The 23,562-nt window shown below is 45.6% G+C and carries 20 protein-coding genes and 1 pseudogene; 10 read left to right on the forward strand and 11 right to left on the reverse strand.

Annotated elements, in window-relative coordinates:
• Positions 1–968: 968 nt before the first annotated feature.
• The 5 genes and pseudogenes from DA100_RS00010 to DA100_RS00025 all read left to right on the forward strand — a co-directional run.
• Positions 969–2,252, forward strand: a complete 1,284-nt coding sequence (locus DA100_RS00010; RefSeq protein WP_138970263.1) for an HNH endonuclease — start codon at positions 969–971, stop codon at positions 2,250–2,252.
• A gap of 234 nt (positions 2,253–2,486) precedes the next feature.
• Positions 2,487–2,960 (forward strand): Hcp family type VI secretion system effector, encoded by a 474-nt coding sequence (locus DA100_RS00015; protein ID WP_138970264.1) that lies wholly within the window; start codon positions 2,487–2,489, stop codon positions 2,958–2,960.
• A complete protein-coding gene (locus DA100_RS21185) occupies positions 2,957–3,109 on the forward strand; it encodes a hypothetical protein (protein WP_240800857.1) in 153 nt (50 codons plus the stop codon). Before DA100_RS00015 ends, DA100_RS21185 begins: the two co-directional genes overlap by 4 nt.
• A 10-nt stretch (positions 3,110–3,119) precedes the next feature.
• The gene (locus tag DA100_RS00020) at positions 3,120–3,737 is read left to right on the forward strand and encodes a DUF4225 domain-containing protein (protein WP_240800858.1); all 618 of its coding nucleotides are present in this window, start codon (positions 3,120–3,122) and stop codon (positions 3,735–3,737) included.
• A 421-nt stretch (positions 3,738–4,158) separates the two neighbouring features.
• Positions 4,159–4,281, forward strand: a pseudogene (locus DA100_RS00025) (LysR family transcriptional regulator); the annotation flags it as partial.
• 62 nt (positions 4,282–4,343) lie between these two features.
• Here the strand turns inward: DA100_RS00025 and DA100_RS00030 are convergent.
• The 5 genes from DA100_RS00030 to DA100_RS00050 all read right to left on the reverse strand — a co-directional run bounded on the left by DA100_RS00030 (position 4,344) and on the right by DA100_RS00050 (position 11,512).
• Positions 4,344–5,963 carry a methyl-accepting chemotaxis protein gene (locus DA100_RS00030; protein WP_138970265.1) on the reverse strand — a complete coding sequence of 540 codons (1,620 nt, stop codon included), beginning with the start codon at positions 5,961–5,963 and terminating at the stop codon, positions 4,344–4,346.
• Positions 5,964–6,221: 258 nt separating this feature from the next.
• Positions 6,222–7,616 (reverse strand): fructose-specific PTS transporter subunit EIIC, encoded by a 1,395-nt coding sequence (locus DA100_RS00035; RefSeq protein ID WP_138970266.1) that lies wholly within the window; start codon positions 7,614–7,616, stop codon positions 6,222–6,224.
• 12 nt (positions 7,617–7,628) lie between these two features.
• The gene (locus tag DA100_RS00040) at positions 7,629–8,069 is read right to left on the reverse strand and encodes a fructose PTS transporter subunit IIA (protein ID WP_138970267.1); all 441 of its coding nucleotides are present in this window, start codon (positions 8,067–8,069) and stop codon (positions 7,629–7,631) included.
• Positions 8,070–8,326: 257 nt separating this feature from the next.
• Complete coding sequence (gene manA / locus DA100_RS00045; protein WP_138970268.1) at positions 8,327–9,544, reverse strand: mannose-6-phosphate isomerase, class I; 1,218 nt, start codon at positions 9,542–9,544, stop codon at positions 8,327–8,329.
• A 66-nt stretch (positions 9,545–9,610) separates the two neighbouring features.
• Positions 9,611–11,512, reverse strand: a complete 1,902-nt coding sequence (locus DA100_RS00050) for a fructose-specific PTS transporter subunit EIIC (RefSeq protein WP_138970269.1) — start codon at positions 11,510–11,512, stop codon at positions 9,611–9,613.
• A 367-nt stretch (positions 11,513–11,879) separates the two neighbouring features.
• On the opposite strand from DA100_RS00050, the gene DA100_RS00055 reads away from it, so the two are divergent.
• Entirely contained in the window at positions 11,880–12,719 is an 840-nt protein-coding gene (locus DA100_RS00055) for an AraC family transcriptional regulator (RefSeq protein WP_138970270.1), read from the forward strand.
• A 3-nt stretch (positions 12,720–12,722) separates the two neighbouring features.
• On the opposite strand, the gene DA100_RS00060 is transcribed toward DA100_RS00055, so the two are convergent.
• Together DA100_RS00060 and DA100_RS00065 are read right to left on the reverse strand one after the other, a co-directional pair.
• On the reverse strand, positions 12,723–13,505 hold the full coding sequence (locus DA100_RS00060) for a PTS sugar transporter subunit IIA (protein WP_138970271.1): 783 nt from the start codon (positions 13,503–13,505) through the stop codon (positions 12,723–12,725).
• 8 nt (positions 13,506–13,513) lie between these two features.
• Positions 13,514–13,816 carry a PTS fructose transporter subunit IIB gene (locus DA100_RS00065; RefSeq protein ID WP_138970272.1) on the reverse strand — a complete coding sequence of 101 codons (303 nt, stop codon included), beginning with the start codon at positions 13,814–13,816 and terminating at the stop codon, positions 13,514–13,516.
• A gap of 199 nt (positions 13,817–14,015) precedes the next feature.
• Between DA100_RS00065 and DA100_RS00070 the strand changes: the two genes are divergently transcribed.
• Positions 14,016–15,884 carry a fructose-specific PTS transporter subunit EIIC gene (locus tag DA100_RS00070; RefSeq protein ID WP_138970273.1) on the forward strand — a complete coding sequence of 623 codons (1,869 nt, stop codon included), beginning with the start codon at positions 14,016–14,018 and terminating at the stop codon, positions 15,882–15,884.
• A gap of 67 nt (positions 15,885–15,951) precedes the next feature.
• Here DA100_RS00070 and DA100_RS00075 read toward each other — a convergent pair whose 3' ends face one another.
• The 3 genes from DA100_RS00075 to DA100_RS00085 are packed head-to-tail and all read right to left on the reverse strand — an operon-like array spanning position 15,952 to position 17,591.
• Entirely contained in the window at positions 15,952–16,356 is a 405-nt protein-coding gene (locus DA100_RS00075; protein ID WP_138970391.1) for a PPC domain-containing DNA-binding protein, read from the reverse strand.
• A gap of 9 nt (positions 16,357–16,365) precedes the next feature.
• Positions 16,366–16,683, reverse strand: coding sequence for a DUF1496 domain-containing protein (locus DA100_RS00080; protein ID WP_138970274.1), 318 nt, complete (start codon positions 16,681–16,683; stop codon positions 16,366–16,368).
• Positions 16,680–17,591, reverse strand: a complete 912-nt coding sequence (locus DA100_RS00085) for a 1-aminocyclopropane-1-carboxylate deaminase/D-cysteine desulfhydrase (RefSeq protein ID WP_138970275.1) — start codon at positions 17,589–17,591, stop codon at positions 16,680–16,682. The genes DA100_RS00080 and DA100_RS00085 overlap by 4 nt, the downstream gene beginning before the upstream one ends.
• Positions 17,592–18,085: 494 nt before the next feature.
• Here DA100_RS00085 and DA100_RS00090 point away from each other — a divergent pair, with 494 nt between their 5' ends.
• From DA100_RS00090 to fabV, 3 genes are all read left to right on the forward strand, one after another.
• A complete protein-coding gene (locus DA100_RS00090) occupies positions 18,086–18,712 on the forward strand; it encodes a TetR/AcrR family transcriptional regulator (protein WP_171052106.1) in 627 nt (208 codons plus the stop codon).
• Between the two features lie 60 nt (positions 18,713–18,772).
• On the forward strand, positions 18,773–21,064 hold the full coding sequence (locus DA100_RS00095; RefSeq protein WP_138970277.1) for an acyl-CoA dehydrogenase: 2,292 nt from the start codon (positions 18,773–18,775) through the stop codon (positions 21,062–21,064).
• 203 nt (positions 21,065–21,267) lie between these two features.
• Positions 21,268–22,470, forward strand: a complete 1,203-nt coding sequence (fabV, locus tag DA100_RS00100) for an enoyl-ACP reductase FabV (RefSeq protein ID WP_138970278.1) — start codon at positions 21,268–21,270, stop codon at positions 22,468–22,470.
• A gap of 135 nt (positions 22,471–22,605) precedes the next feature.
• Here the strand turns inward: fabV and xthA are convergent, their stop codons facing one another.
• Positions 22,606–23,412, reverse strand: coding sequence for an exodeoxyribonuclease III (gene xthA / locus DA100_RS00105; protein ID WP_138970279.1), 807 nt, complete (start codon positions 23,410–23,412; stop codon positions 22,606–22,608).
• Positions 23,413–23,562: the final 150 nt, after the last annotated feature.

Genomic DNA, 23,562 nt, shown 5'->3' on the forward strand with positions numbered 1-23,562 from the left:
CATCGAACAATCTTGTGCGAATGTTCCCCAATGCGCAGGCCCATGCTGATCATCATAACCCCATTCTGATGCGTAGGCGCTACCTAGTGTAAGGAAAGATAGTGATAACGTGAGTAGTGTTTTTTTCATTTGAATAACGTCTCTTAGTTTCTTGTATGTCGATAGGGATAATACACACACGCGAACGTTATTGATTGGCTAAAATTCAAATATGACAAACATTTAACTTAGTTTGTCGCCTTGTTTATTTAGTGTTGCCTTTTGTCTCTACGGCTTTGCGTAATTTGGTCAGAGAACCAAACTGCCTGCAATTGATTGATTCTTATACAACACACTGAGTTTCAGGCATACCAAGCCCTGTAAGTTTGTTCAGCGCTTTAATCATGGCGTAAGTGATAGCACTTAAAGCAGGGGTAAACCAAGAGTGACAATACTTCTAATCTTGTTTAGGGGGATTGAAGCCCAATGAACGCTCATTTGCCAACTTCTTAGCCACTCGTATCACTGTACGATCCGATACATTGGTGATTTTCCGGTGTCGTTCTAAAATCTAATGATATTCACCAAGTAATTCCTATAGTAATACTTTTCATTTGTTCCTTGTTGTAAATTCATTTGAATCAATTAGTTAAATACCAAGGTCTGACGTCTCACTCCCACATTCTAAAAGGTCTGATTTATCAGGCCTTTTTCATATCTGAAGGTTCTACAAGATAGCAATAGCTCACAATGGAGCTAACAAATACTACCACGCTCGTATCTTTAGTGGCGTTATTCCAGAGCAACATATGCTTGATTTGTGATCCGAGTAGGCGCTTAAACATCACTCTAGATTTACGGCGTTCACAGTTCTGCGGATGGCTTTTGTATAAGATTTTCATCACAGAATCTAATTCATTTCTAATACTTTATCGCCTTATGCAACCTAGCCGTATATCATGCAGGAACAGTGATGCTTGGTTTGATATATGTCCGCAACTACTTCTTTTTACAACAACAATGCCTCAAAGCTAGCTCAGCAATACGATTCCCTAGAATTCGAATCTGTTCACCAGTCTTGGACTGAATATTGGCCTCAATCGGGTGATGTTGTTTTGGATGTTGGCGCTGGTTCTGGAAGAGATGCAAGGTGGATGAGCGCCCGTGGTTGTGTAGTGTTTGCTGTTGAGCCATCAACTAGATTGCTTGAGATCGGCAACTATAACTGTTCGGAGCAAGTCGTCTGGTTACATGACTCATTACCTTATTTAAAACACGTGATAGAGCTAGAAAAGCAGTATGACTTAGTTCTGTTGTCGGCGGTTTGGATGCATCTTCCCGTTCAGCAAAGATCTATCGCTATAAAGGCATTGTGCAGTCTCCTGTCAGACGAGGGATTCTGGCACCTCGCCTATCACGCTGGCTATGACGAAATGACGACCAGTCGCTATTCCTCAAAAGCGATCGCCTATGCGTACCTAGACGATGAGCTATTTAACGATATGAAAAGCTTTATCGTTAGCAATGAGCTGAAAGAAGCGCTGGTTTCAAATTTTACAGACTTTGCATCCCTTTACTATCAGTGGCTGATGGATATTGGTAAGTCGGAGAAAACCGCAAAAAATTATCTTGGAGCAATTCGTGGTTCAATTTCAAACTGGTTAATGGATACGGGGGAAATCTGTGAGCCATTGACCGAAGTGACTTCCTACCGTCGATTTACTCAGTATGAAGAGAAAGTCAGACAGCTAGAGGTTTTTAAACTAACGGATCGCAAGGGTAAAGGAATGTACAGCGCTGCGCTGACCCATTACAACAAGTTCCTAGCCGATTTAGCTCAAATAGATGTGAACGCAGACATTCGGCAGGTCATGGTAGACAAAAAGCTAACTGATACCGAAAAAAGCATCATGGTCAAAACCAGAATGGGTCAAGGTCACTTTAGATCTCAGTTGGTGCAGATGTGGGGAGGCTGTGCCGTTACAGGGTATCGCAACACACAACTTTTGCTCGCTTCCCATATAAAACCTTGGCGCGCTTCAAACAATAAAGAAAGGCTGGATAAGTTCAACGGATTGCTGCTGCTCGCTAACTTAGATAAAGCGTTTGACCTCGGTTTTATCTCCTTTGACGACAACGGCAAGGTTCTTATCTCAGAGTATCTTGAAGCGCCAGAAGTCATCGGCCTAAGAGACGATATGTCGTTTAGGATCGTGCGTGAGCATAAACCATATCTGGCACATCACCGAGGTGAGTTGTTTAAGGGGAGGTAATCTGCGTTCCTGAAAGCGCACTTGCTCATGTTCCCTTCATCCAACCTGAAAGGAGCGCATGGGTGTTTAGCATGATTTGCCACCCGTGCAGATATCTGATTTTCCATACCATTTTAAGGTGATTTCCGCGTAATTAATGAATATTGCTTCAAATCCCGCCAGTTAGCAGTCGTCCATAACGGATCTATTGATATACGATATGTTTACCGTCCCATAAATATAAACGAGTAAATTATGGCTCATACGGCATACTTATCTATCATGGGTAAAAAACAATACTGTATCTCTCAAGGCTGTAACACCAAAGATTCAATCGGCAACAAGGCTCAAGAATCTCATAAAGATGAAATCACGGTTCTGGCTTGTAACTTCACCTTAAACAAGCAGGGAGGCCCAACGGAAGTGGCGATTACCAAACCCGTAGATAAGTCTTCGCCATTACTTGGCAACGCCCTTTCCAAACAAGAGCATTTGCAATGCACTATCAAATTTTATCGAACCAATGAGCATGGTCATAACGAAAACTTCTACACGATTGAATTAGTTGATGCGTTGATTACCTCTCTGTCATTTGATCAACCAAACGTACTTACTTCCGGAGATGAAGATATGTCTGAGATATTCCATCTCACATACCGCGACATAATCTGGAAACATAACATGGCCGGCACAGAAGGTTATCAAATATGGGATAGATACTTAGGATGAGAAACCAAACCGCGCCAGACTCATGGGACATTCGTGAAGTCGAAAAAGCCGCTAAAGGGCTCACTATGCAAGCTGTTACGCTTTCACATCGCCACATCTCGAATGGCGGTCTGAAGATGCAGTTTGTTCGTGAAGTCGACCCGGTTTGAGCAATGTCTGGTGAACGATTATAAAAGCGGTAAGAAGGACAAAGAGACAGTATTCAAAGAGCTTCAAAAAGAAAAACAAAGTCTTATCGAGCAAGGTAACTTGATCTTTAAAAAAGGGATTGGCTTTGTCGCTGGTGTCATGCAGGTAACAACAGGCGCCGGAATATGTTACGCCTCAGCGGCGGTCTTATGCTTAATTGGTGGTCCAATGATGGCTCATGGCACCAACAATCTGTATGAAAATGGCAAGTACTTTTGGGATGGCGATGAGAATGCAACAGGGCCAGTTCGCAAAGGTTATCAACATGCAGCGGAATCGCTAGGTTACTCAAAATCTCACGGTGATATTGCCTACTATGGGGCAGATTTAGCCTTGTCTGCTTATGGGGCATTCGCTAAAAGCACTACGGTTAAAAATGCTTCCGAGGCGTACCAGATTGCCTCCAAACCTAACTTGAATCCGATGCCATGGACAAGAACCCGAAAAGCCAAGCAGTTTAAGTTATTTAGGTATAGTGCTGAAGATTATCTAAGAGGGTATCAGGCTGCTAGTAAGATATCTCTTGGTGCTAGTGCTTTTAGTGATGGGATGACTGTTGATCAGTTACATAAAGAGCTTTATAAATGATTAATATTGTAATATTTATATTAATATCACTAATGATAATGGTTACTGCTAGGAAAATAAAGAAGTGTAGGTTGGCCAAAATTCAGTACTACTTATATGTTTCGTTATATATAGCAATTGGAGCACAGTATTACTCAATATTTAATTATGGAATGAACCATAATGGTTTGAAAGTTGAAGTGATATTTTTTGAAAGTTTCTTCGCTGATTTTTTGCCAAATAATACAATACAGATATTTAGCTTAGCTATTGATGCTTATCTTCTGTTCTTTTGCTTTCCCAAACACTATGATTCGACGCCTCCATCAAAGGCCTGAGTGAACAGGCCTTTGTGATTTAAACTAAGGTGCTTAGAAGTATTCTTGCTCAGTTACCCAACCTTGGTTCTAACTCAGCCAACACAGACTTTTTGTTGAAGCGTGCTATATCGCAAGCAGGCGCAGACTTAAACGTCATCTATCAGAGTCGTCAGTATCAACCTAAGCGCTTGCGCCTGTTTATCGATTTCTTGATTGAACGATTCCATCGTCAGTTTCCCCAATAGCGGCTTAACCGAGGGCGATTCGTGTTGCTAAAGGCGTATTTGTATTTGTCACTGGCGACGAATCAAACCTTAAAGTATCTCAGTTGGGCGGTAAGGTGCTCTGCGGTATTCGCCATTAACTGGCTATCTTCCGCGAGCGACTGAGAAGCGTGCAATACTTCGTTAGCAGCCAAGTGGATGCCAGTGACGTTTTCATTCATTTCGGTCGCAACAGCGCTTTGCTGTTCTGAGGCTGCGGCAATTTGAGCCACCATATCATTGGCGTTTTGCATTTCATCAACGATTAAATCAAGCTGCTTGCGTGTATTCTCTGAAGCTCGAACACTCTCCTCAACGTTTTCGTTACTGGTTTGCATCGCCGCGAAGGTTTTCTCTGCTTGGCGTGTGAGTTTTTCGATGGTCTGTTGCACTTCGTTGGTTGAGTTTTGCGTGCGACTCGCGAGGTTGCGGACTTCATCAGCCACAACTGCAAATCCACGACCTTGTTCACCCGCTCGTGCGGCTTCGATTGCAGCGTTAAGCGCTAGAAGGTTAGTTTGCTCAGACACCTCTCGAATCACACCGACCACATTGCTGATCTCTTGGACGCCAGATTGCAGGTCGCGCACCAGCTCGTTCGCTACTGAGATATTATCAGACACATGTGCAATTGACTCCGAAGTACGCTTCATTGTCTCGTCGTTGTTGTGTGCATGGTCGACGACTTTGTTGGTGCTCGCGGCGGTGTTTTCAGCATTGGTCGCAACATCCGAGATGGTGGCGCTCATTTCTGTCATCGCGGTCGAGAGCAACTCTAGTTGAGCGTGTTGTGAATTGACACTGGTAGCGGCTTCTTCACTAGCCTGAGCAATTTGGCATGCCATGGTGCTAGATTGAGCCGCAGACTCATTCGCCGTACGTAATGTTGACTGGAGTTTGTCCATCATTTTATTAATCTGGCTACTCATGTCGCCAAGTTCGTCTTTGCGCTTCATGTTCATACGAACTCGTAAATCACCATCGGCAATCAAATGGGTGTGATCAATCAGTCGATGAAGTGGGATCAAAATGTTGTTGGAAATCATATATCCCATGCCAAACAGTAACGCAGATAAGAGAAGGGCAACAATCGCTTCTTTAATCGCCAAGGCATAAAACGCTTCTTGAATGTCGGCAACCATGATTCCGGAGCCGATAATCCAGTTCCACTCAGGAAACAATTGTACGTAAGAGATTTTATCTTTTAGCTCTCCGTCTGGGCTTTTCCACTGATACTCAAGAAAGCCTTTTTGAGCTGGCGATTTGGATATCGAAACCATCTCACGCCAGTGGAATTTGCCACCGCCGTCTTGAAAGTTTTCCGCACTTTTACCATTAAGCTCTGGCTTGATAGGGTGGAGCACGACCGTGAGGTTTTGATTCAGAATCCAGAAATAGTTGTTGCTGTCATATCTAAGCGCTTCGATTGCAAGTAGAGCTTGTTGCTTCGCAACATCATTTCCTAACAGTTGGCGCTGATCGTAATAGTGCTTTGCTAAACTGACTACTGCTTCTACTTGGGCGCTAAGTTTGCTTTCACGCTCTAGTATGGAAGAGTTGCGTTGTAGAATCAGGTTATAGGCACAAGCCATGGCAATGAGTATTGCCGATAAAACCACGATGGATGCGAGCTTTGATTTGATAGAGAGATTACTTAGCCTCATAGTTAGCCCCTTAGAGTTATAATTATTGATATTTCTGACGTTTAATTGGAATGTAGCAATTCTTCTTTTATCTGTGGCGATGTAGCTCATAATTTCAGTTGATACATTTTGTTGCACAGCGATTAAGTGCATTTGATCAAACTAACACTAAAGAGTAAGGTCTATGGGGCGGGATATTTGTATCACTCGCGGCGACTGATGCCATACATCAAAGGCCCCAGCAGAGTGCTAGGGCGCTAGATTTCAGAGGGATATTGATTAGTGTTGAATCAGTTGTGCGGCTTTCTTCATCGCTTCTTTAGTTGAGCATTCAATCACATTGGCGTTAGCGAAGCGTTGCGCGTCTTTAACTTGAATGTCGTGGGCTAAGATAACCAACTTCGCGTTAGCGACATCTAGGTCGGTGATGCGGTTCTGGATACCATTTTGACCTTGTGTCTCTACTTTAATCTTGATGCCAGCTGCTGCGCCTGCTTTTTCTAGTGCTTTAGCAGCCATAAAGGTATGCGCCACGCCTGATGGACAACATGTGACGGCTACGATGTCGTATTCGCCCTCACCCGCAACAGGAGCTACTTGTGCAGGAGTCGCTTCGACTGTTGTCTCTTCCGTCTCTTCTTCAGCGACAGGTTTCCAGAAGCCCACAATAAGAGCCGTTGTTAGTGAGCCCAGTGCAATACCGATCACATACATTGGAATGTTGCTTGAGACTGGCGCAGTAATCAGACCGCCCCATGGTGCATGCAGTAGTACGTCAGTGAGGAAGCCGAACACACAACCTACGATACCGCCAGCAACGATGGATGGCAAAACGCGCATTGGGTCGTTTGCTGCGAATGGGATAGCACCTTCAGAGATACCAATTGAACCCATGATAGCGGCTGCTTTACCGGCTTCTTGCTCTTGCTTAGTGAACTTCTTCTTGAATAGGAAAGTAGCCAGTGCCATACCGAGTGGAGGCGTACAGATTGCGATACCTACACCGCCCATTAGCCACGGTTGTGTGTCTACTTGAGTTTGAGCGAACAGTGTGGCCACTTTGTTGATTGGGCCACCCATATCGAACGCTGTCATACCACCTAGAATGGTACCTAGCACCACTTTAGAAGCACCAGCCATCGAGGCCAAGAACTCGTTCATTGAAGCCATAAAGATCTTAATTGGCTCACCGATACCCCATAGTACGATGCCTGCAGAAATCAGCGTACCAATCAGAGGGTAAATAAAGTACGCGCCTAGCGCGGTCATGTTGGCTGAAAGAGGGATCTTTTTAAGTTGGAACACCACACCACCGGCGATAAAGCCAGCCACGATACAGCCTAGGAAGCCGCCGCCCATATCCGCCATAATACCAGATGAGATCATAGCTGGCGCAAGGGCAGGTTTGTCGGCAATGGAGTAGCCGATAAAGCCACCAAGGATGATAGGGAAAAGCACCAAGCCTTTAATGCCGATGTTTGAGATATCTGCCAGTAAGCCGTCAGCAGGCACCGCACCTTTACCTGATGCCATGACCGCCAGTGCCAGCAATACACCACCGGCAACGATGAACGGAAGCATGTGAGAGGTACCAAATAAAAGGTGGCCTTTCATGGTACTAAGTAGTTTTTTAAAGTCGCTATTGTTTGTAGCTTGAGCTGTTAGGGTACTCATAGTTACTACGCCTTATGAATTGATTAAAATATCTAGGATTTGTTGTTGGTCTTTTGCGTTGTGAATATCTTGAATAAATTCATCACTGAATTTTCCAAATAATTCTTGTAGAACATAAATATGATGATCCGCACCGTTATCCGGAGAGGCGATCATAAAAAATACGGTCGGTTTGATGCCGTCTTCGTCGCCGTAATCGATACCTTCGCGCTTTACGCCAACAGCGATTGCTGGTTCTGTCACTGCTTGACTTTTAGCGTGTGGGTAGGCGATGCCGTCCATTGACGTAATGCTTTGTGACTCGCGATGATGGATATCATTTAAGAACGCGTGTTTGTTATTGATACGCTGGTCGCTTAATAACATTTGGGCTAACTCTTCAAACACTTGTTGTTTATTATTTGCTTGAAGGTTGGCGTTAATTAGGCTGACGTTAGTTAGTTTTGTGATCATTTATTTAACTCAATCTTTATTGAACTTCTGAGTTAAAAATTAATGGATTGTGGCCAGTGGCGAAATAGTAAAAAAAAGCCTTTCACTGTACATTTGTATCCAGCAAATCTAACTGTGATTAGCGTCATTATTCGTGAATGACATTCTTGTGATGTTAGTCATAAATATTAATAGATTCAGTGCCTTGTGAACGGTTGAAAACAAAAATGCCTCGCAGTCGCGAGGCATTTTACATTGGTGCAAAGTGATTTTTTTACTTAGCTATACGCGCGTGCTACACGCCCATTGCAGTCAACGATGTAACTGTTGGCATAGGCTGGAATAAATACCGACTGGCCTTTGTCAATCACGCAGCTTTCACCGCACTGGTGCGTCAGTGTCATAGCCTCATCCAGCGGCAGCAGAATCTCGGCACCTTCGGTTTTAATCTCGCGCTGGTGGGAGTTGCTGAGGATGGCAAACTTAAAGTCCTCAACTGGGATCGGATACTCCATCACACCATCTTGCTCAAGGGGTTGCAGTAGCAGTCTGTCGATAGGTTTTTCATTGAATTTGGTACAGGAGACCAGTTCCTCTACGTCCATATATTTTGGTGTCAGACCTGCACGCAATACGTTGTCTGAGTTGGCCATGATCTCAAGCCCAGTCCCCTTGATATAGGCGTGGGGCGTTTCTGCATCCAAGTACATCGCTTGACCGGGTTTTAGCGCAATCACATTTAGGATTAATGGAGCGAAAAGACCAACATCACCAGGGTATTGCTCTTCAAGCTCACTGATCAGGTTAAACAGCGGGGTCGGTGATAATTTGGCTTTCATGATTAGCATCATCAACGCTATTTCTTTCTGCTCACCTTGCAGTGACAACAAACCCGAGAAAAAGCTCGCTAAACCATTCGGTGTTTGATCGCCTGCTAAGTCGTGAACCAATGACGTGAGTTCAGGAATATCAAGGTAGTTAAAATGGGCAAGGATCTCGCTAATCGGTCTAAAACCATTCATTGCCGTGTAGTCAGTTAGCGCGTAGACCAGCTCCGGTTTGTGGTTAGGATCTTTGTAATTGCGGTTGCCAGCTGTGAGCGGGACCCCTTGCTGCTCTTCAAACTGGTAGCCACGTTCCGCTTGTTGTTTGTTTGGGTGAACCTGAATCGACAAGGCTTTTTCCGCTGCAAGCACTTTAAACAGATAGGGTAACTCACCAAAGCGTTTGGCAATTTTGTCACTGAGAAACAGGCTTAAATTTTGTGAGATTAGATTGGAGAGTTTTGTCTCTTCACCCTCGGTGTTCACGGTAGAACAGCCATTGGGATGGGCACCCATCCAGATTTCGGCTTGGGGTTCTCCACTCTGATTGGAAATACCAAATAGCTGAGCAAAAGAACAGCGGCTACCCCATGCGTAATTCTGGATAACGTTAGTCATAGGGTAGAAGACTTGTCGAATAAGAGAGTCATTCGAGATAGAAAAATCAGACATAGAAGTCACCATGAAATAAACATGGCTTGAGGATGAAACCACTCAAGCCATAAGGGGGAGAGCGGTTTAAGCGGTTGCAGCGGCTAGCTTCGCCTTACGCAGATTTTTAAGCGCAATACATGTCATTGCAGTAACACATGCGCCCGTCGCCATTGATAGCAGAGCAAGCATAGGGAAGTTCATCGCTCCAAGCAGTGCGACAACAGGACCACCATGAGCCACGCTATTGGTGATGCCGAATGAGAACGCCATTACTGCCGCCACCATAGAGCCAAGTACGTTCGCTGGGATAACTGACATCGGATCCTGAGCGGCAAACGGAATCGCACCTTCAGAAATGCCCACAAGTCCCATTGCACCAGCTGCTTTGCCTGCCTCGATTTCAGAGGATTCAAACAGATCGAACTTACGGCCAACTGCGGTTGCGATCGCCATACCAAGTGGAGCGACTGGGATTGCACACGCCATTGCGCCCATAAATTGAGTTTGACCGCTAGCAATCATGCCGACAGAGAATAGGAATGCGACCTTGTTGAATGGACCACCCATATCGAAGCCAGCCATACCACCAAGAACGATACCGAGTAGAACGACGTTACCCGTACTCATGCTGGTTAGCATTGCAGTCAGGCCATCCATTAGTCCGGCGATCGGTGCGCCGATAACAAAGATAAACAGACCAGCGATAAACAGTGAACCTGTGATCGGAGCGATCATGATAGGTACAAGCGGCTGGATGAATTTGTGGTAGTTGATTGAAGTAATGAACTTAACGAAGTAACCCACAAGCAGACCGGCTACGATAGCACCGATAAAACCAGTACCCGCTTCAGCGCCATAGAATGAACCGTTATTTGCAATCCAGCCGCCAATCAGGCCAGGGGCTAGGGCAGGACGGTCAGCAATCGCATAAGCAATGTAACCCGCTAGGATCGGGATCATCAGCGTGAAAGCGACCACGCCCACTTCAAGGATTTGGTTCCACATGCTACCGGCAGGAATTGCCATACCCGATTCACTCGGCTCACCACCAATGGCTAGGGCAAGAGCGATTAATAGACCACCCGTTACGACAAACGGGATCATGTGTGATACGCCGTTCATCAGGTAACGGTAGAGATCGGAACGAGCTTGTGAGGCTTTGTCTGCGACAGACTGGGTCGATTGTGTTTGCTCTGCTTGGTAAATTGGTGCAGATAGTGCTTGTTGAATCAGTCCTTCGGCATCGCGTATAGGCGCTTTAACGTTAGTTTTGATCACGCGTTTACCAGCAAAGCGAGCCATATCGACTTGTTTGTCGCAGGCAACAACAACCGCTTCCGCTTGTGCAATCTCTTTTTCGCTCGGACTATTTTTGACCCCGATCGAGCCATTCGTTTCAACCTTGATTTCGTATCCTAACTTTGCCGCCCCTTTTTCTAGTGCTTCTGCTGCTAGATAAGTGTGGGCAACACCTGCAGGACAACCGGTCACACCGATAATCAAGCCTTTGGTTGGGGCTTGGTTCGATGCCGTTTCAGGCTGTTTTGTCAGTAAAAGTTCCAGCGCAGCATGGTTATCTTGGCAATCGAGAAACTGTTCAATAAAACCTGGCTCGATCAGCTTAGAAGAGAGTTCAGCCAGAACCTCAATGTGGTGATTGTCTCCTCCGTCTGGTGAAGCAATCATAAAGAACAGTTTCGAAGCAAGCCCATCTTCAGCGCCGTAGTCGATGCCTGTTTTATGTACACCGATAACCACTGCGGGCTCGATGACAGCAGAACTCTTAGCGTGCGGCAGTGCGACGCCTTGTTCAAAACCTGTATTGCCAAGTTCTTCACGCGCTTTGATATCAGCAAGAAACTGTTCTTTGTCTGAAATACGACCCTGTGCGTACAGGATCTCGATTAGCTCGTTAAAAACCTCTTCTTTGGACTGCGCATTAAGATTGAGCGCAATCAAATTCTCATTGATGAGTTTGGTGATCATTAGGAACCCCTATCATTTTATTGTTTTACTAGGGGTATTGTGAAAGGCGAGGCGAAAGTCCTGTAGTGAAGAAAAAATGCATTTACTAGACGATTGTAACTGTATTTTCGTGATGTGATTTGGATCGTGGTTGAACGCCGTTGTGTTATGGGATTGTTGATGTTAAATGTTTTTAAAACATTAACTTATGGTGTGATTGGTCGCCTTATTGTTTGTTAATCTATGATTGTCTAACTATAAAATTATTGCTTTTGCTGGATTTTTGTATCATTAATATGGAAGTGTGACTTTGCTCAGTAGCGCCGTGATTCATCACGGGGTATACCTGTGCGTGTAGTAGAGAGAATGTCCTGTTGAGGGGCCAAAGATGATGTTCCAAGATTTAATTTGTGCGGTACTTAATGAACGTAAACCAATTCACAATATTTGGTTTGCGGGTGACTTTCATACTCCACCAGAGTGCAGTTATCAGGTTAACTTTCCACGTTTGGAACTGGTGCTTGAAGGTGAGTACATCAATGAGATGGAAGATCATCAACGTAAGGTCAGTCAGATCGTTGCTCAGGCGGGCGATGCGATTTTTATTCCGCCAAACTGCTGGAACAAGCCAGATTGGGATACTAACTGTTCTGTGCTGAGCATTCTTTTTGGTCGCCGACAATTAGGGCTTAGCTTAGTGAGTAAGCGAAAAGGTGAAGAGAGTTTCTATGATATTCAGAAGCATAGTTTACAAACCCGTTCGGGCTTTGCTATCGACAATATCCTAGAAGCCCTGAGTTCGCTGGCGAGAGAAAGCATCAAACAACCGATGGATGAGTTATTACTTCAAGCATTGCTCCAAGACTGCAATACCATGCTTGATGCGCCGGAAGAGAAATCACATAACCGTGTTCAGGATCTCTATCAGGGGATTTGTATCTATATTCAGGAAAATTTCCATCGACAGATCACTCGAGATAGCATTGCGGAACGCTTTAGCATCTCGTCCAATCACTTATCTAGGTTGTTCCGTCAGCAGGGTCATATGACCTTGGCCGATTACATTACTTGGGTACGGATAGATCGAGCGAAATTCATGCTCAAGAAATACAACTTTAAACTGAATGAAGTATCGGTTCGTTGCGGATTTAAGGATGTAAACTACTTTTGTCGGGTATTTAAAAATCGCACGGGCAGAACCCCTTCCGATTATCGAGGCTCAATTTAACCGCTATCCAATCAGTCTCGACATTGAATACATCAACAAGGCTTGAAGTTCGATGCTGCTTTTGGTCACTAACAAACGTTCAGCCAGCTGCCCAGAGAGCAGATTACGGGTTAGGTTGGTCGCGGTGACAATCTGATCGCGAGTTGGCGAGGAAGGCATCACCAGTGCTATTGCTAGATGAATTTGGCCGACTTGAGAAGCCCAGTCTATTGGTGTTTCACTACTGATAACCGCTATAGAAATATGATTGATGCTTTTGTTTTCGAACATCACGTGGGGCAGGGCAATACCAGCGGTGATACAGGTAGAAGAGCGCTCTTCACGTTTGATAAATGCCAGAATAAGCTCATCAGGATTTATCGGGTGGATCAGTTGTGCGAGGCCTTTGAGACACTCAAATTTGGTCAACGCGGTATGTGCTTTAGCGTAGTGCCACTCCACGGGGCTCGGTGTATTTAACTGTGGCAGACGCTTAGCAAGTTGGTTAGAGAACTGGTGGTTGATTTGCGCCCCAACCAGATCATAGTGTTCCGCAACAACATCTTTAATCACGAAGCATGCCAGTTCAGCATCAATGCCAAAGGCGGTGATCTGGCACAGATCCCCTTCAACAAGTCCGGCCTGAAGCAGAGCCACTGACTTGGTCAAATCGGCACTTCGATTGCGAGTGATGTTGATGATTCGAATCGAACTTTTAAACTTTTTCGCCAATCTACGCAGTGGCTGAGCGACGTGAGCCGGGGCGCTAGTGTTACTGACAAGAAACGTTATCTGGTATTCAGTCATGGGTGGGGTTATGCGCGGCAGTGAGTGATAAAAACTTTATCCACATTGAGCAGCACTTCTTCTATCGAGAGTCGGATACACGGAATGCTATCAAAACGCGCAGCTTGTTCAATTTCAATGTCAGATACGATTAACACTTTGTCTGCTTGAGCGATGTCGTGCGGCGTCAGAAGATTTTCGATACCCATTGCACCTTGGGTCTCGACTTTAATCTGAACAGAGTATTTCGGCGCAGCTTTGTTTAACGCATCTGCTGCCATATAGGTATGTGCAATGCCTGTTGGGCAGGCAGTGACAGCAATAATTTTCATAGTCAATCTCTGTGGTATTTTGGCGGATATTAGCACAGCGAATTGAGATTTCATTGGCACGGAACAATAAATTCACCGATACACTTCACACTTTCATGTCAGTGTTACAATAATCCAGTTAATGCGGTTTTAGTCCTATATCTCTGACAGATAGGGCTGATTAATCTATATTCGAGCGCGAGTACGGCAGGTAGAGACAATGGACATAACAAACCTAATCCAAGCGGAAACTCTCTGTTTGGAGCTAACAGCGACCACTAAGCAGCAAGTTTTCGAAGAGTTGGTTGGTATGTTAGATAAGGCGGGAAAACTTGCCGATAAAGAGCAGTTTCTGGCTGATCTATGGGCGCGTGAAAACATTGGAAATACAGGGTTTGAAGAGGGGATTGCCATTCCCCACGCAAAGAGCTGTGCGGTAGCAAAACCAGCGGTTGCGATTGGCATTAGCCGCTCGGGTATTGACTACGGCGCTGAAGATGGCGAGCTGTCGGCTGTATTTTTTATGTTAGCTTCGCCGGACGGTGATGATCATCATCACATCGAAGTCTTAGCACAGCTATCTGGTAAGTTAATTGAACCTGAGTTTATTGAACAGCTTAAACAGGCACAGAGCGTTGAGCAGGCCCTTGCGTTGATCATTGATGAGCAGATTGATGATCCGTTGTCACACCAACACCTGTTGCAGGAATCCCATTTCCAGTCACAAAGTCTAGTGGCGCATCAACTTGCTCGGGTTAAAGAGCATCTGCTGTTTGGTACGTCACACATGATTCCATTTATCGTCGCGGGTGGCGTTCTGTTGTCGCTGTCGGTAATGATCTCAGGGCATGGTGCTGTGCCAGAGAAAGGGATGCTGGCGGATATGGCGCAAATGGGTATTGCCGGTCTGACACTATTTACTGCGGTGCTTGGTGGATATATCGCCTACTCCATTGCTGACAAGCCGGGACTCGCACCGGGTATGATTGGTTCTTGGGTCGCCGTTGACCAGTACCACACGGGTTTTCTCGGCGCGATAGTGGTTGGCTTTTTCGCTGGCTATGTGGTGTGGTTACTGAAGAAAATTAGATTGCCGGAAAGCATGATTTCGCTCGGCAGTATCTTTATCTATCCGTTGGTGGGCACATTTGTCACCTGCGGTGCAGTAATGTGGGTGATTGGCGTTCCTATCTCATCAACCATGAATTCGCTTAACACCCTACTGACGGATATGGCAGGTTCAGGCAAGATCGTGTTAGGTATGGTGCTGGGTGCCATGACCGCTTTTGATATGGGTGGCCCTATTAATAAAGTTGCTACTCTGTTTGCTCAAACACAAGTGAATACACAGCCATGGTTAATGGGAGGGGTTGGCATCGCAATCTGTACCCCACCGCTTGGGTTGGCACTCGCAACGCTACTATCGCCACAGAAGTTTAAGCGTGACGAGCGTGAAGCAGGCAAGGCTGCTGGGATCATGGGCATGATTGGCATCAGTGAAGGGGCAATTCCTTTTGCGGCTGCCGATCCTGCGCGTGTGTTACCTGCAATTGTGCTGGGGGGTATTGTGGGTAACGTGATTGGCTTTATGTTCCACGTACTCAATCATGCGCCATGGGGTGGTTGGATAGTTTTGCCTGTCGTTGATGGCAAACTCGGTTATATCGTTGGTACGCTCGCTGGCTCGTTGACGACCGCTTGTATCGTCATCCTACTGAAGAAAAATGTTAAAGACGAAGATGAATACGGCTCGTTGAAGCGTGTGTATTCTTCGGTTCAGGGAGAAGGTGAGGCGGATGTACTGGCGGTGACATCATGTCCGTCTGGGGTGGCGCATACCTTTTTGGCGGCTAAGTCACTAGAGAAAGCTGCCAACGCCGTCGGGGTGAGAATCAAGGTAGAAACCCAAGGTGCAGATGGGATTAACAATCGCATTACCGAGCGCGATATTGCCCGCGCTAAGTTGGTGATATTTGCTCATGATGTGGCGATTAAAGAGCCAGAAAGGTTTAAGAACATTGCTATTATAGACGTGAGTACCAAAGATGCGATGCACAATGCAGCGGCCCTGATTCAGTCAAAGCGTTAAGGAATTTAGTCAAATAGTTCCCCCGAACTATTTATGCTCCTGGCTCCATGTTTCATGGAGCCTTTTTTCATTGGCTCGAAGAGTCAAGGTGCAACTCAGTATAGCCAGTCTGTGGGTCGTATTCTCGGTTGAAATTAAGCTCATGGTATTGGAGAACAATCAGTTCAGCCGTGGTATCAATCAGGCAACCTTCCAGTAGGTGTCCACCAACCACTGAACCATCTGCGCGTGAGACAGAAAGATGAACGTGCTGGTGGTCTGGAGTCAGTGTACCCATAACGGAAACAATCTCTAGCGGCTCATTAAGTTGCAGTGTCTCAGTCGCACCAGCTAAGCGCAGTTTGAGATGCGTAAAGCAGCCGACGCAAGAGGCGATACTTCCAGCACGAATTTGGTGCTGAGTGACCAGTCGTTGAAGGGCAAGTTTTAAGTCATCACCTTTGGTGAGACGCACAGCAATCGGTGTGATCAACATGAGTCCTTATTCGTTGGTAGAGTAGCGTTTGACCGCTTTGGCCTTAGGTTTTTCTTTGCTGGTAGAACTCTCGCTGTGTTCCGCTAAAGGGGACCACTTTAGTGCACCATTTGTCTCGAAATCGTTAGCTGCCGAACAAATCATGTAATGTTCACCAACCTGAAGGATAGCGCCGTCAGAATAGGCTTGATCCTGATAGTAACAAACGCGTTTTCCAATCTCGCCGGCATTCACTGCGATGATGGGTTTTGCTGTGGTGCTAATCGTATTAGCTTGTGCTGAAAATGGCATTACAACGAGTAGCAGCGGTAGGTACGACTTCATAGACTCTCTCCCAAATCAGGGCCATATTTACGTTCGTAACGAGGTAGCATGCTTTCGTTTCCAAGTAAGCCACCTTGGTGAACATAGATGATGGTTTTATCTTGATTCTCTTTATACCACGATTGTAGACACTGCCACATCATAGGGTCATAGAGGAGATCGAATTCGATAGAGGTATCTTCGAGAAGCTGTTTCCAAATTAGATAATCTTGTCGATAGAGTTTGCCAAAATGGTGCTTATGGTCCAGTTCCAGAATGTGTGGAAAGTCGCTCTCACCAAGTTGTTCAAATTGTTTGATTAAATACTCTTTGCCACCGACACAAGGGCAGGTGATAACGGGTATGGAATGTGGCTTAAGGAACTTATGCAAGTATAGTGCTGTTGTCCCAGTCCCCGCTGGCAAAGCAACAACAAACTGATTGTGAGGTTCAAAGCGAGTCCAAGAGAGTATTTCTTGTGCCAGTTGTTCAATACCTGAACGAGCCAGAGTCGAGCGTCCCCCTTCTTCTATCACAAGGCAACTGCTATCCGGTTGCCGCATTTGCTCAATAAAGTCTTTGGGATGAAGGTGGTACTCTGAGGTTGCAATCACCTTAGCCCCGAGCTCTAGAGCACCACGATAGTTACCCATCGGCCTATCGATTAACCACTGCGGTAGATGGTCAACGTAAAACTCTAACGTCCAGCCTTTGATTGATGCTAAAGCCGCTAGAGAGTAGAGCGAGTTTGCTTGTGCGCTACCATAGCTGATCAAGGTTCGAGTTGCAGGGTAATCTTGCTCCAATACGGCCATAAATTTTCGCGCTTTATTCCCACTGAAATGCGTGTGGAGCTGATCATCGCGCTTAAGGAAAAAAGGAATGTCATCAAATTGATGTTGAGTAATTGGCGTATTGGCGAGTTTCATCGTTCGAAGTAGTGAACCAAATGGGCGATCATATTAACGGATCACTATTGTGCTGTACCAATCTAGATCAAAATTTTATCGGGCGGGCCATCAAGAGTCTCGGGGTTAGTGATGCCGCGAGTGGTGCTTAAAAAGCGCACTAAATAAAAAAAGCCCGGAGCAAAGGGGCTCTGGGCGGATACAATTAAACATAGGAGTTAATAAGAAAAAGCAGCGTAAATTAGTAGTTTCAGTAAGAAAACAAGTTTGACGGCCTGTAAACTTATCGGGTTGTTAAACCCTCGAACACTCTGCTAACTACACCTATTCAGACCGAGCAAATTCAAAACAGTTCCCAAATTTTTTTAATTTTATTTTATTCCCGTCAATTCAGCTTGTTACCACCGTCTTTTGAGTGCTGGTCAGACCAATGCTAAAAAGTGTGATGTTAATAACTTGTTGCTTTTGTGTTTCAGCTGTATATTTCAAACAGTTGTTTAATACGAGTGATTGAAATGCCAGCGAGAAACTCAACCAAAGAGAAAATCCTTGATGTAGCGGAAGCCTTGTTTGCAGAACACGGTTTTAAAGATACCTCTTTAAGAACAATTACCAGTAAAGCTGGCGTAAACCTGGCTTCGGTGAACTATCACTTTGGTGATAAGAAAACCTTGGTTCGAGCGGTACTGAATCGTTATCTGGAGGCTTTTATGCCTGCGGTACAGGATGCACTGATTAATCTCAATCTGAATGACAGCTATGAGATGGCGGATGTGTTTGAGTCTTTACGCTCTCCATTACGTAACTTAAATGACGTAAGACCGAATGGAACCAGTCGCTTTATGTTGTTAATTGGTCGTGGTTACACCGATGTTCAGGGACACTTGCGTTGGTTTATCACCACTCGTTATCAAGACACATTATCGTTGTTTACCGAATCGGTAATGAAGGCGAATCCAAAACTAACTCAGGAAGAGTTGTTCTGGCGTTTGCACTTTACCTTAGGTACTTGCGTATTCACCATGGCTTCAAGTCAGGCCTTACTGGAAATCGCAGAAAATGATTACGGTAAAGCGATGGATGCAAAATCTGTCGTTGACCAACTGATTCCATATTTAGCAGCAGGCGTCGCTGCGGAATAAACTGATTAGACAAATAACAAAAATATTGGACCACCCTACAGTGAACAAAAGGATCTGATTATGAGCTCTCTAAGACAAAAATGGGTAAGTGACCCAGCTTTCAAAATGTTTAAAAAAGTGCTGCCTCCGTTGTCTAGCACTGAGAAAGAAGCAATGGAAGCGGGTAGCGTATGGTGGGACGGAGAGCTGTTCTCTGGTCGACCAGACTTTAATAAGTTGCATCAGTACCCGAAACCTACGCTGACGTCAGAAGAGCAGTCGTTCATGAACAATGAGCTCGAAACGCTGTTGGCGATGCTCGACGATCATAAAATTGTGAAAGAAGATCGCGACCTACCAGCCGAAGTGTGGGAATACCTACGCAAAGAGCGTTTCTTCTCTCTGATCATTTCTAAAGAGTACGGTGGTCGTCAGTTCTCGTCTTTAGCGAACTCAACTATCGTATCTCGCATCGCGACACGCAGTATCAGTGCTGCCGTATCTGTGATGGTGCCAAACTCGTTAGGTCCGGGTGAACTTCTTTCCCACTACGGTACTCAAGAGCAGAAAGATTACTGGCTACCGCGTCTCGCTAACGGTACAGATATTCCTTGTTTTGCGTTGACTGGTCCAGAAGCGGGTTCAGATGCTGGTGGTATTCCGGATGACGGTATTGTCTGTTACGGCAAACATGAAGGCAAAGAAGTTCTAGGTATTCGTCTGAACTGGAACAAGCGCTACATCACGCTAGCGCCTGTTGCGACAGTTCTTGGTCTGGCATTCAAAATGTACGATCCAGACGGTTTAATGGGAGACAAGAAAGAGCTGGGTATTACCTGTGCCCTTATCCCTGCCAACCACAAAGGTGTTGAGATCGGCGAGCGTCACGATCCACTTGGTCTCGCGTTTATGAATGGTCCAACGCGCGGTAAAGATGTCTTTATTCCGATGGAGTGGCTAATTGGTGGTCAAGATTATGCGGGTAAAGGCTGGCGTATGTTGGTTGAGTGTTTGTCAGCAGGCCGTGGTATTTCACTGCCAGCGCTAGGCACGGCAATGGGACACTTAACTGCTCGCACCACGGGTGCTTATGCGTACGTTCGTAAGCAGTTCGGTATGTCGATTGGTAAGTTTGAAGGTGTGGCAGAAGCGTTAGGCCGTATCGGTGGTTTAACTTACCTTCTTGAAGCAAGCCGAACACTAACGACAACGTCGCTTGATTTAAAAGAGAAGCCGGGAATCGTCACCGCGATTGCTAAATACCACATGACGGAAATTGCGCGTAAGATCCTAGATGACTCGATGGATATCCATTCAGGTCGCGCGATTCAAGATGGCCCAATGAACTATTTGGCGGCGCCATACCTTGGTATTCCAGTCGCGATTACGGTAGAAGGTGCTAACATTCTGACTCGTAACTTAATGATCTTTGGCCAAGGTGCGACACGTTGTCACCCTTACGTACTCAAAGAGATGGAAGCTGCGGCTAACCCAGATGAGAAGCAAGGCGCAAAAGAGTTCGACGATCTGCTGTTCAAGCATATAGGTCATGCGATGAAGAACACCTTTGGTGCGTTTGGCGCGGCATTGACTGGTTCACGCTTTATTAAAGCCAGCATGAGCGGTCCGACTCAACAGTACTACAAAGAGATGACTCGTTTGAGTCGCGCTTTGGCGGTAAGTGCCGATATCGCGATGGCTACACTGGGTGGTGATCTGAAACGTAAAGAGATGATCTCAGCTCGTTTAGGTGATGTGCTTGCTTACCTGTACATGGCATCAGCGGCACTGAAGAAATATGAAGATGAAGGTCGTCAGCAACAAGACCTAGATTATGTTCACTATGCTGTGCAGCACTGTTTGTACCATGCTGCCCAGTCTCTGCAGGAAGCGTTTGCCAACTACCCGCAAAAGGCCGTTGGTCGTTTATTGAAAGGCTTGATCTTCCCACTCGGCAACCACTACCAGAAACCAAGCGACAACCTAACGGTTCGATTGGCTGAAAGTTTAATGACTCCTGGCGCTCATCGTGACCGATTGACTCACCTTTGCTACATAGGCAAAGATGAAAACGACAGTGTTGGTCTGATGGAGAATGCATTCCTCGCGATGTATGGTGTGAAGGGGTTGGAGCGTAAACTGATGCGCGCAGCGAAAGAGGGTAAAGTGGCTCGTAAAGGATTACTGAAAGATCGTCTGGCACAAGCGCTTGAAGCCGATGTGTTAACAGAGGAAGAAGTTGATCAAATTCTAGCAGCAGACCAATTGCGTTACAAAGCGATTCAAGTTGACCACTTTAGCCATGATTTCAGCGAAGTTCGTACTCATGGTGAGACAAAAAAGTCAAAAGCAAAGCTTGATAGTGCAGCGTGATCTAGACGATTTCGTCTACTCTAGATAAAAACTTGCTCATTTTTAAAGGCACCTCCAGTAGGTGCCTTTATTTTGTGCACAATTTAATAATCCTGACTGAAAGTGCTCCAACCACTTGCATTTTACCGACATTTTTACAGAAATTAGATGCGAACTGCGGGTGAAACTTTTATCCTAGCGGGGTTTTGTTAAGGAAGTTGAATATGATCATCAAACCTAGAATTCGCGGATTTATCTGTACTACTACGCACCCAATGGGCTGTGAAGCTAACGTAAAAGAACAAATTGCTTACACTAAAGCACAAGGCCCAATCAAAGATGCACCTAAACGTGTACTTGTTGTTGGTGCTTCAAGTGGCTACGGCCTATCTTCTCGTATCGCTGCGGCATTTGGTGGCGGTGCTTCTACTATTGGTGTTTTCTTCGAGAAAGAAGGTTCGGAGAAGAAGCCTGGCACAGCGGGTTTTTACAACTCAGTTGCTTTTGAAAAGTTTGCGCGTGAAGAAGGTCTTTATGCAAAAAGCTTAAATGGTGATGCTTTCTCAAATGAAGCTAAGCAGAAAACGATCGATCTGATTAAAGAAGACTTAGGTCAGATTGATATGGTGGTTTACTCACTGGCTTCTCCAGTGCGTAAGATGCCAGAAACGGGTGAAGTGATCCGTTCATCTCTAAAACCTATCGGTGATACGTACACATCTACTGCGGTAGATACAAACAAAGACGTGATCATTGAGGCGAGCGTAGAGCCAGCAACTGAGCAAGAGATCAACGACACTGTTACGGTTATGGGCGGTGAAGATTGGGAATTGTGGATCAATGCTCTTTCTGAAGCGGGTGTTCTAGCAGACGGTTGTAAGACGGTTGCGTACAGCTACATCGGTACTGAGCTCACTTGGCCGATCTACTGGGATGGTGCGCTAGGTAAAGCGAAAATGGACCTAGACCGCGCTGCTGCCGCTCTTAACGAGAAACTAGCAGCTCAAGGTGGAACAGCAAACGTAGCGGTTCTTAAGTCTGTCGTTACTCAAGCAAGTTCTGCAATTCCGGTAATGCCTCTTTACATCGCGATGGTATTTAAGAAAATGCGTGAAGAGGGCGTGCATGAAGGTTGTATGGAACAGATCTTCCGCATGTTCAGCCAGCGTCTCTACAAAGAAGATGGTTCAGCACCTGAAGTGGATGACAAGAACCGTCTGCGTCTGGATGACTGGGAACTACGTGATGACATTCAGCAGCACTGCCGTGACCTATGGCCACAAATCACATCAGAGAACCTAAAAGAGCTTACTGACTACGTTGAGTACAAAGAAGAGTTCTTGAAACTGTTTGGTTTCGGTGTTGAAGGTGTTGATTACGACGCGGATGTGAATCCAGCGGTAGAAGCAGACTTTATCGAGATTTGATAGAGAACGTATAGCTTCGAGAGCGGGCTTCGCCCTGCGAGAGGCTAGAACGCTTCGCTCCGACATACGACTTAAGGGTTGGTGCTACGCACCAACCCTTTTTGTTTGCGAGAGTTTAGAGCGCTTCACTTCTCTCTATTCAAACGTCGACCAAATCGGCGCGTGATCAGACGGTTTATCAATCCCGCGTAGTTCATAGTCAATGTCTGACTCGATACACTTCTCTGCCAGCTTAGGCGTCGCTAGTACCACATCAATACGTAGGCCGCGGTTATCTGGGAAACCCTTTGAACGGTAATCAAACCACGAGAAGCGGTCGTTTACGTCGGGGTGGATCTGACGGAAGGTGTCAACAAAGCCCCAATCAAGTAATGTCTTAAGCCATTGGCGCTCTTCGGGTTGGAATGAGCACTTACCCGTTTGTAGCCAACGTTTACGGTTAGGTTCGCCAATACCAATATCGGCATCAATTGGGCTGATGTTGATATCGCCCATCACAACCAACTGTTCTTCATTATTATGGTGGTCATTGAGATAAGTCATGAGATCAGCGTAAAACTGGCGCTTGTATGGAAATTTGCTCTCATGGTTAATATTGTCACCCTGAGGGAAATAACCGTTGAGAATGGTAACTGGCTGCCCATTATCGTCTTCAATCGTGACCATGATCATGCGTTTTTGATGATCTTCACTGTCTGTCGGAAAGCCTTTCTGAACGGATAAAGGTTCTTTTTTACATAGCATTGCAACGCCATAGTGCGCCTTTTGACCATGGAAGTAGACTTTGTAACCCATGGCTTCAACATCTTCTAATGGAAATGCTTCATCGTGAACTTTAATCTCTTGGAGACCAATGACGTCCGGCTGATGTTTGTCGATAACTGCTTGGAGTTGATGCAGGCGGGCGCGAAGTCCGTTGATGTTGAAGGAAATGACTTTCATTGAGTTCCCTTTTTGGCTATTTGAATTCTTGTCTGGCCAATACTAGCATCAAATAGACGAACGGTGGAAAGCCGATAAAGTTACTTGGTGTTTATTTAACACTTTCGTTTGATAACCGATTCAAATGTGGTGTAATTCGTCTGTGCCTCT

The organism is Vibrio sp. Hep-1b-8, assembly GCF_006124995.1.
Classification (GTDB): domain Bacteria; phylum Pseudomonadota; class Gammaproteobacteria; order Enterobacterales; family Vibrionaceae; genus Vibrio.

Bases quoted from the DNA above. Each gene is read 5' to 3' on its own strand.
- DA100_RS00010 (WP_138970263.1), top strand. From the start codon at position 969: ATGTCCGCAACTACTTCTTTTTACAACAACAATGCCTCAAAGCTAGCT.
- DA100_RS00015 (WP_138970264.1), top strand. From the start codon at position 2,487: ATGGCTCATACGGCATACTTATCTATCATGGGTAAAAAACAATACTGT.
- DA100_RS21185 (WP_240800857.1), top strand. From the start codon at position 2,957: ATGAGAAACCAAACCGCGCCAGACTCATGGGACATTCGTGAAGTCGAA.
- DA100_RS00030 (WP_138970265.1), bottom strand. From the start codon at position 5,963: ATGAGGCTAAGTAATCTCTCTATCAAATCAAAGCTCGCATCCATCGTG.
- DA100_RS00035 (WP_138970266.1), bottom strand. From the start codon at position 7,616: ATGAGTACCCTAACAGCTCAAGCTACAAACAATAGCGACTTTAAAAAA.
- DA100_RS00040 (WP_138970267.1), bottom strand. From the start codon at position 8,069: ATGATCACAAAACTAACTAACGTCAGCCTAATTAACGCCAACCTTCAA.
- manA (WP_138970268.1), bottom strand. From the start codon at position 9,544: ATGTCTGATTTTTCTATCTCGAATGACTCTCTTATTCGACAAGTCTTC.
- DA100_RS00050 (WP_138970269.1), bottom strand. From the start codon at position 11,512: ATGATCACCAAACTCATCAATGAGAATTTGATTGCGCTCAATCTTAAT.
- DA100_RS00055 (WP_138970270.1), top strand. From the start codon at position 11,880: ATGATGTTCCAAGATTTAATTTGTGCGGTACTTAATGAACGTAAACCA.
- DA100_RS00060 (WP_138970271.1), bottom strand. From the start codon at position 13,505: ATGACTGAATACCAGATAACGTTTCTTGTCAGTAACACTAGCGCCCCG.
- DA100_RS00065 (WP_138970272.1), bottom strand. From the start codon at position 13,816: ATGAAAATTATTGCTGTCACTGCCTGCCCAACAGGCATTGCACATACC.
- DA100_RS00070 (WP_138970273.1), top strand. From the start codon at position 14,016: ATGGACATAACAAACCTAATCCAAGCGGAAACTCTCTGTTTGGAGCTA.
- DA100_RS00080 (WP_138970274.1), bottom strand. From the start codon at position 16,683: ATGAAGTCGTACCTACCGCTGCTACTCGTTGTAATGCCATTTTCAGCA.
- DA100_RS00085 (WP_138970275.1), bottom strand. From the start codon at position 17,591: ATGAAACTCGCCAATACGCCAATTACTCAACATCAATTTGATGACATT.
- DA100_RS00090 (WP_171052106.1), top strand. From the start codon at position 18,086: ATGCCAGCGAGAAACTCAACCAAAGAGAAAATCCTTGATGTAGCGGAA.
- DA100_RS00095 (WP_138970277.1), top strand. From the start codon at position 18,773: ATGAGCTCTCTAAGACAAAAATGGGTAAGTGACCCAGCTTTCAAAATG.
- fabV (WP_138970278.1), top strand. From the start codon at position 21,268: ATGATCATCAAACCTAGAATTCGCGGATTTATCTGTACTACTACGCAC.
- xthA (WP_138970279.1), bottom strand. From the start codon at position 23,412: ATGAAAGTCATTTCCTTCAACATCAACGGACTTCGCGCCCGCCTGCAT.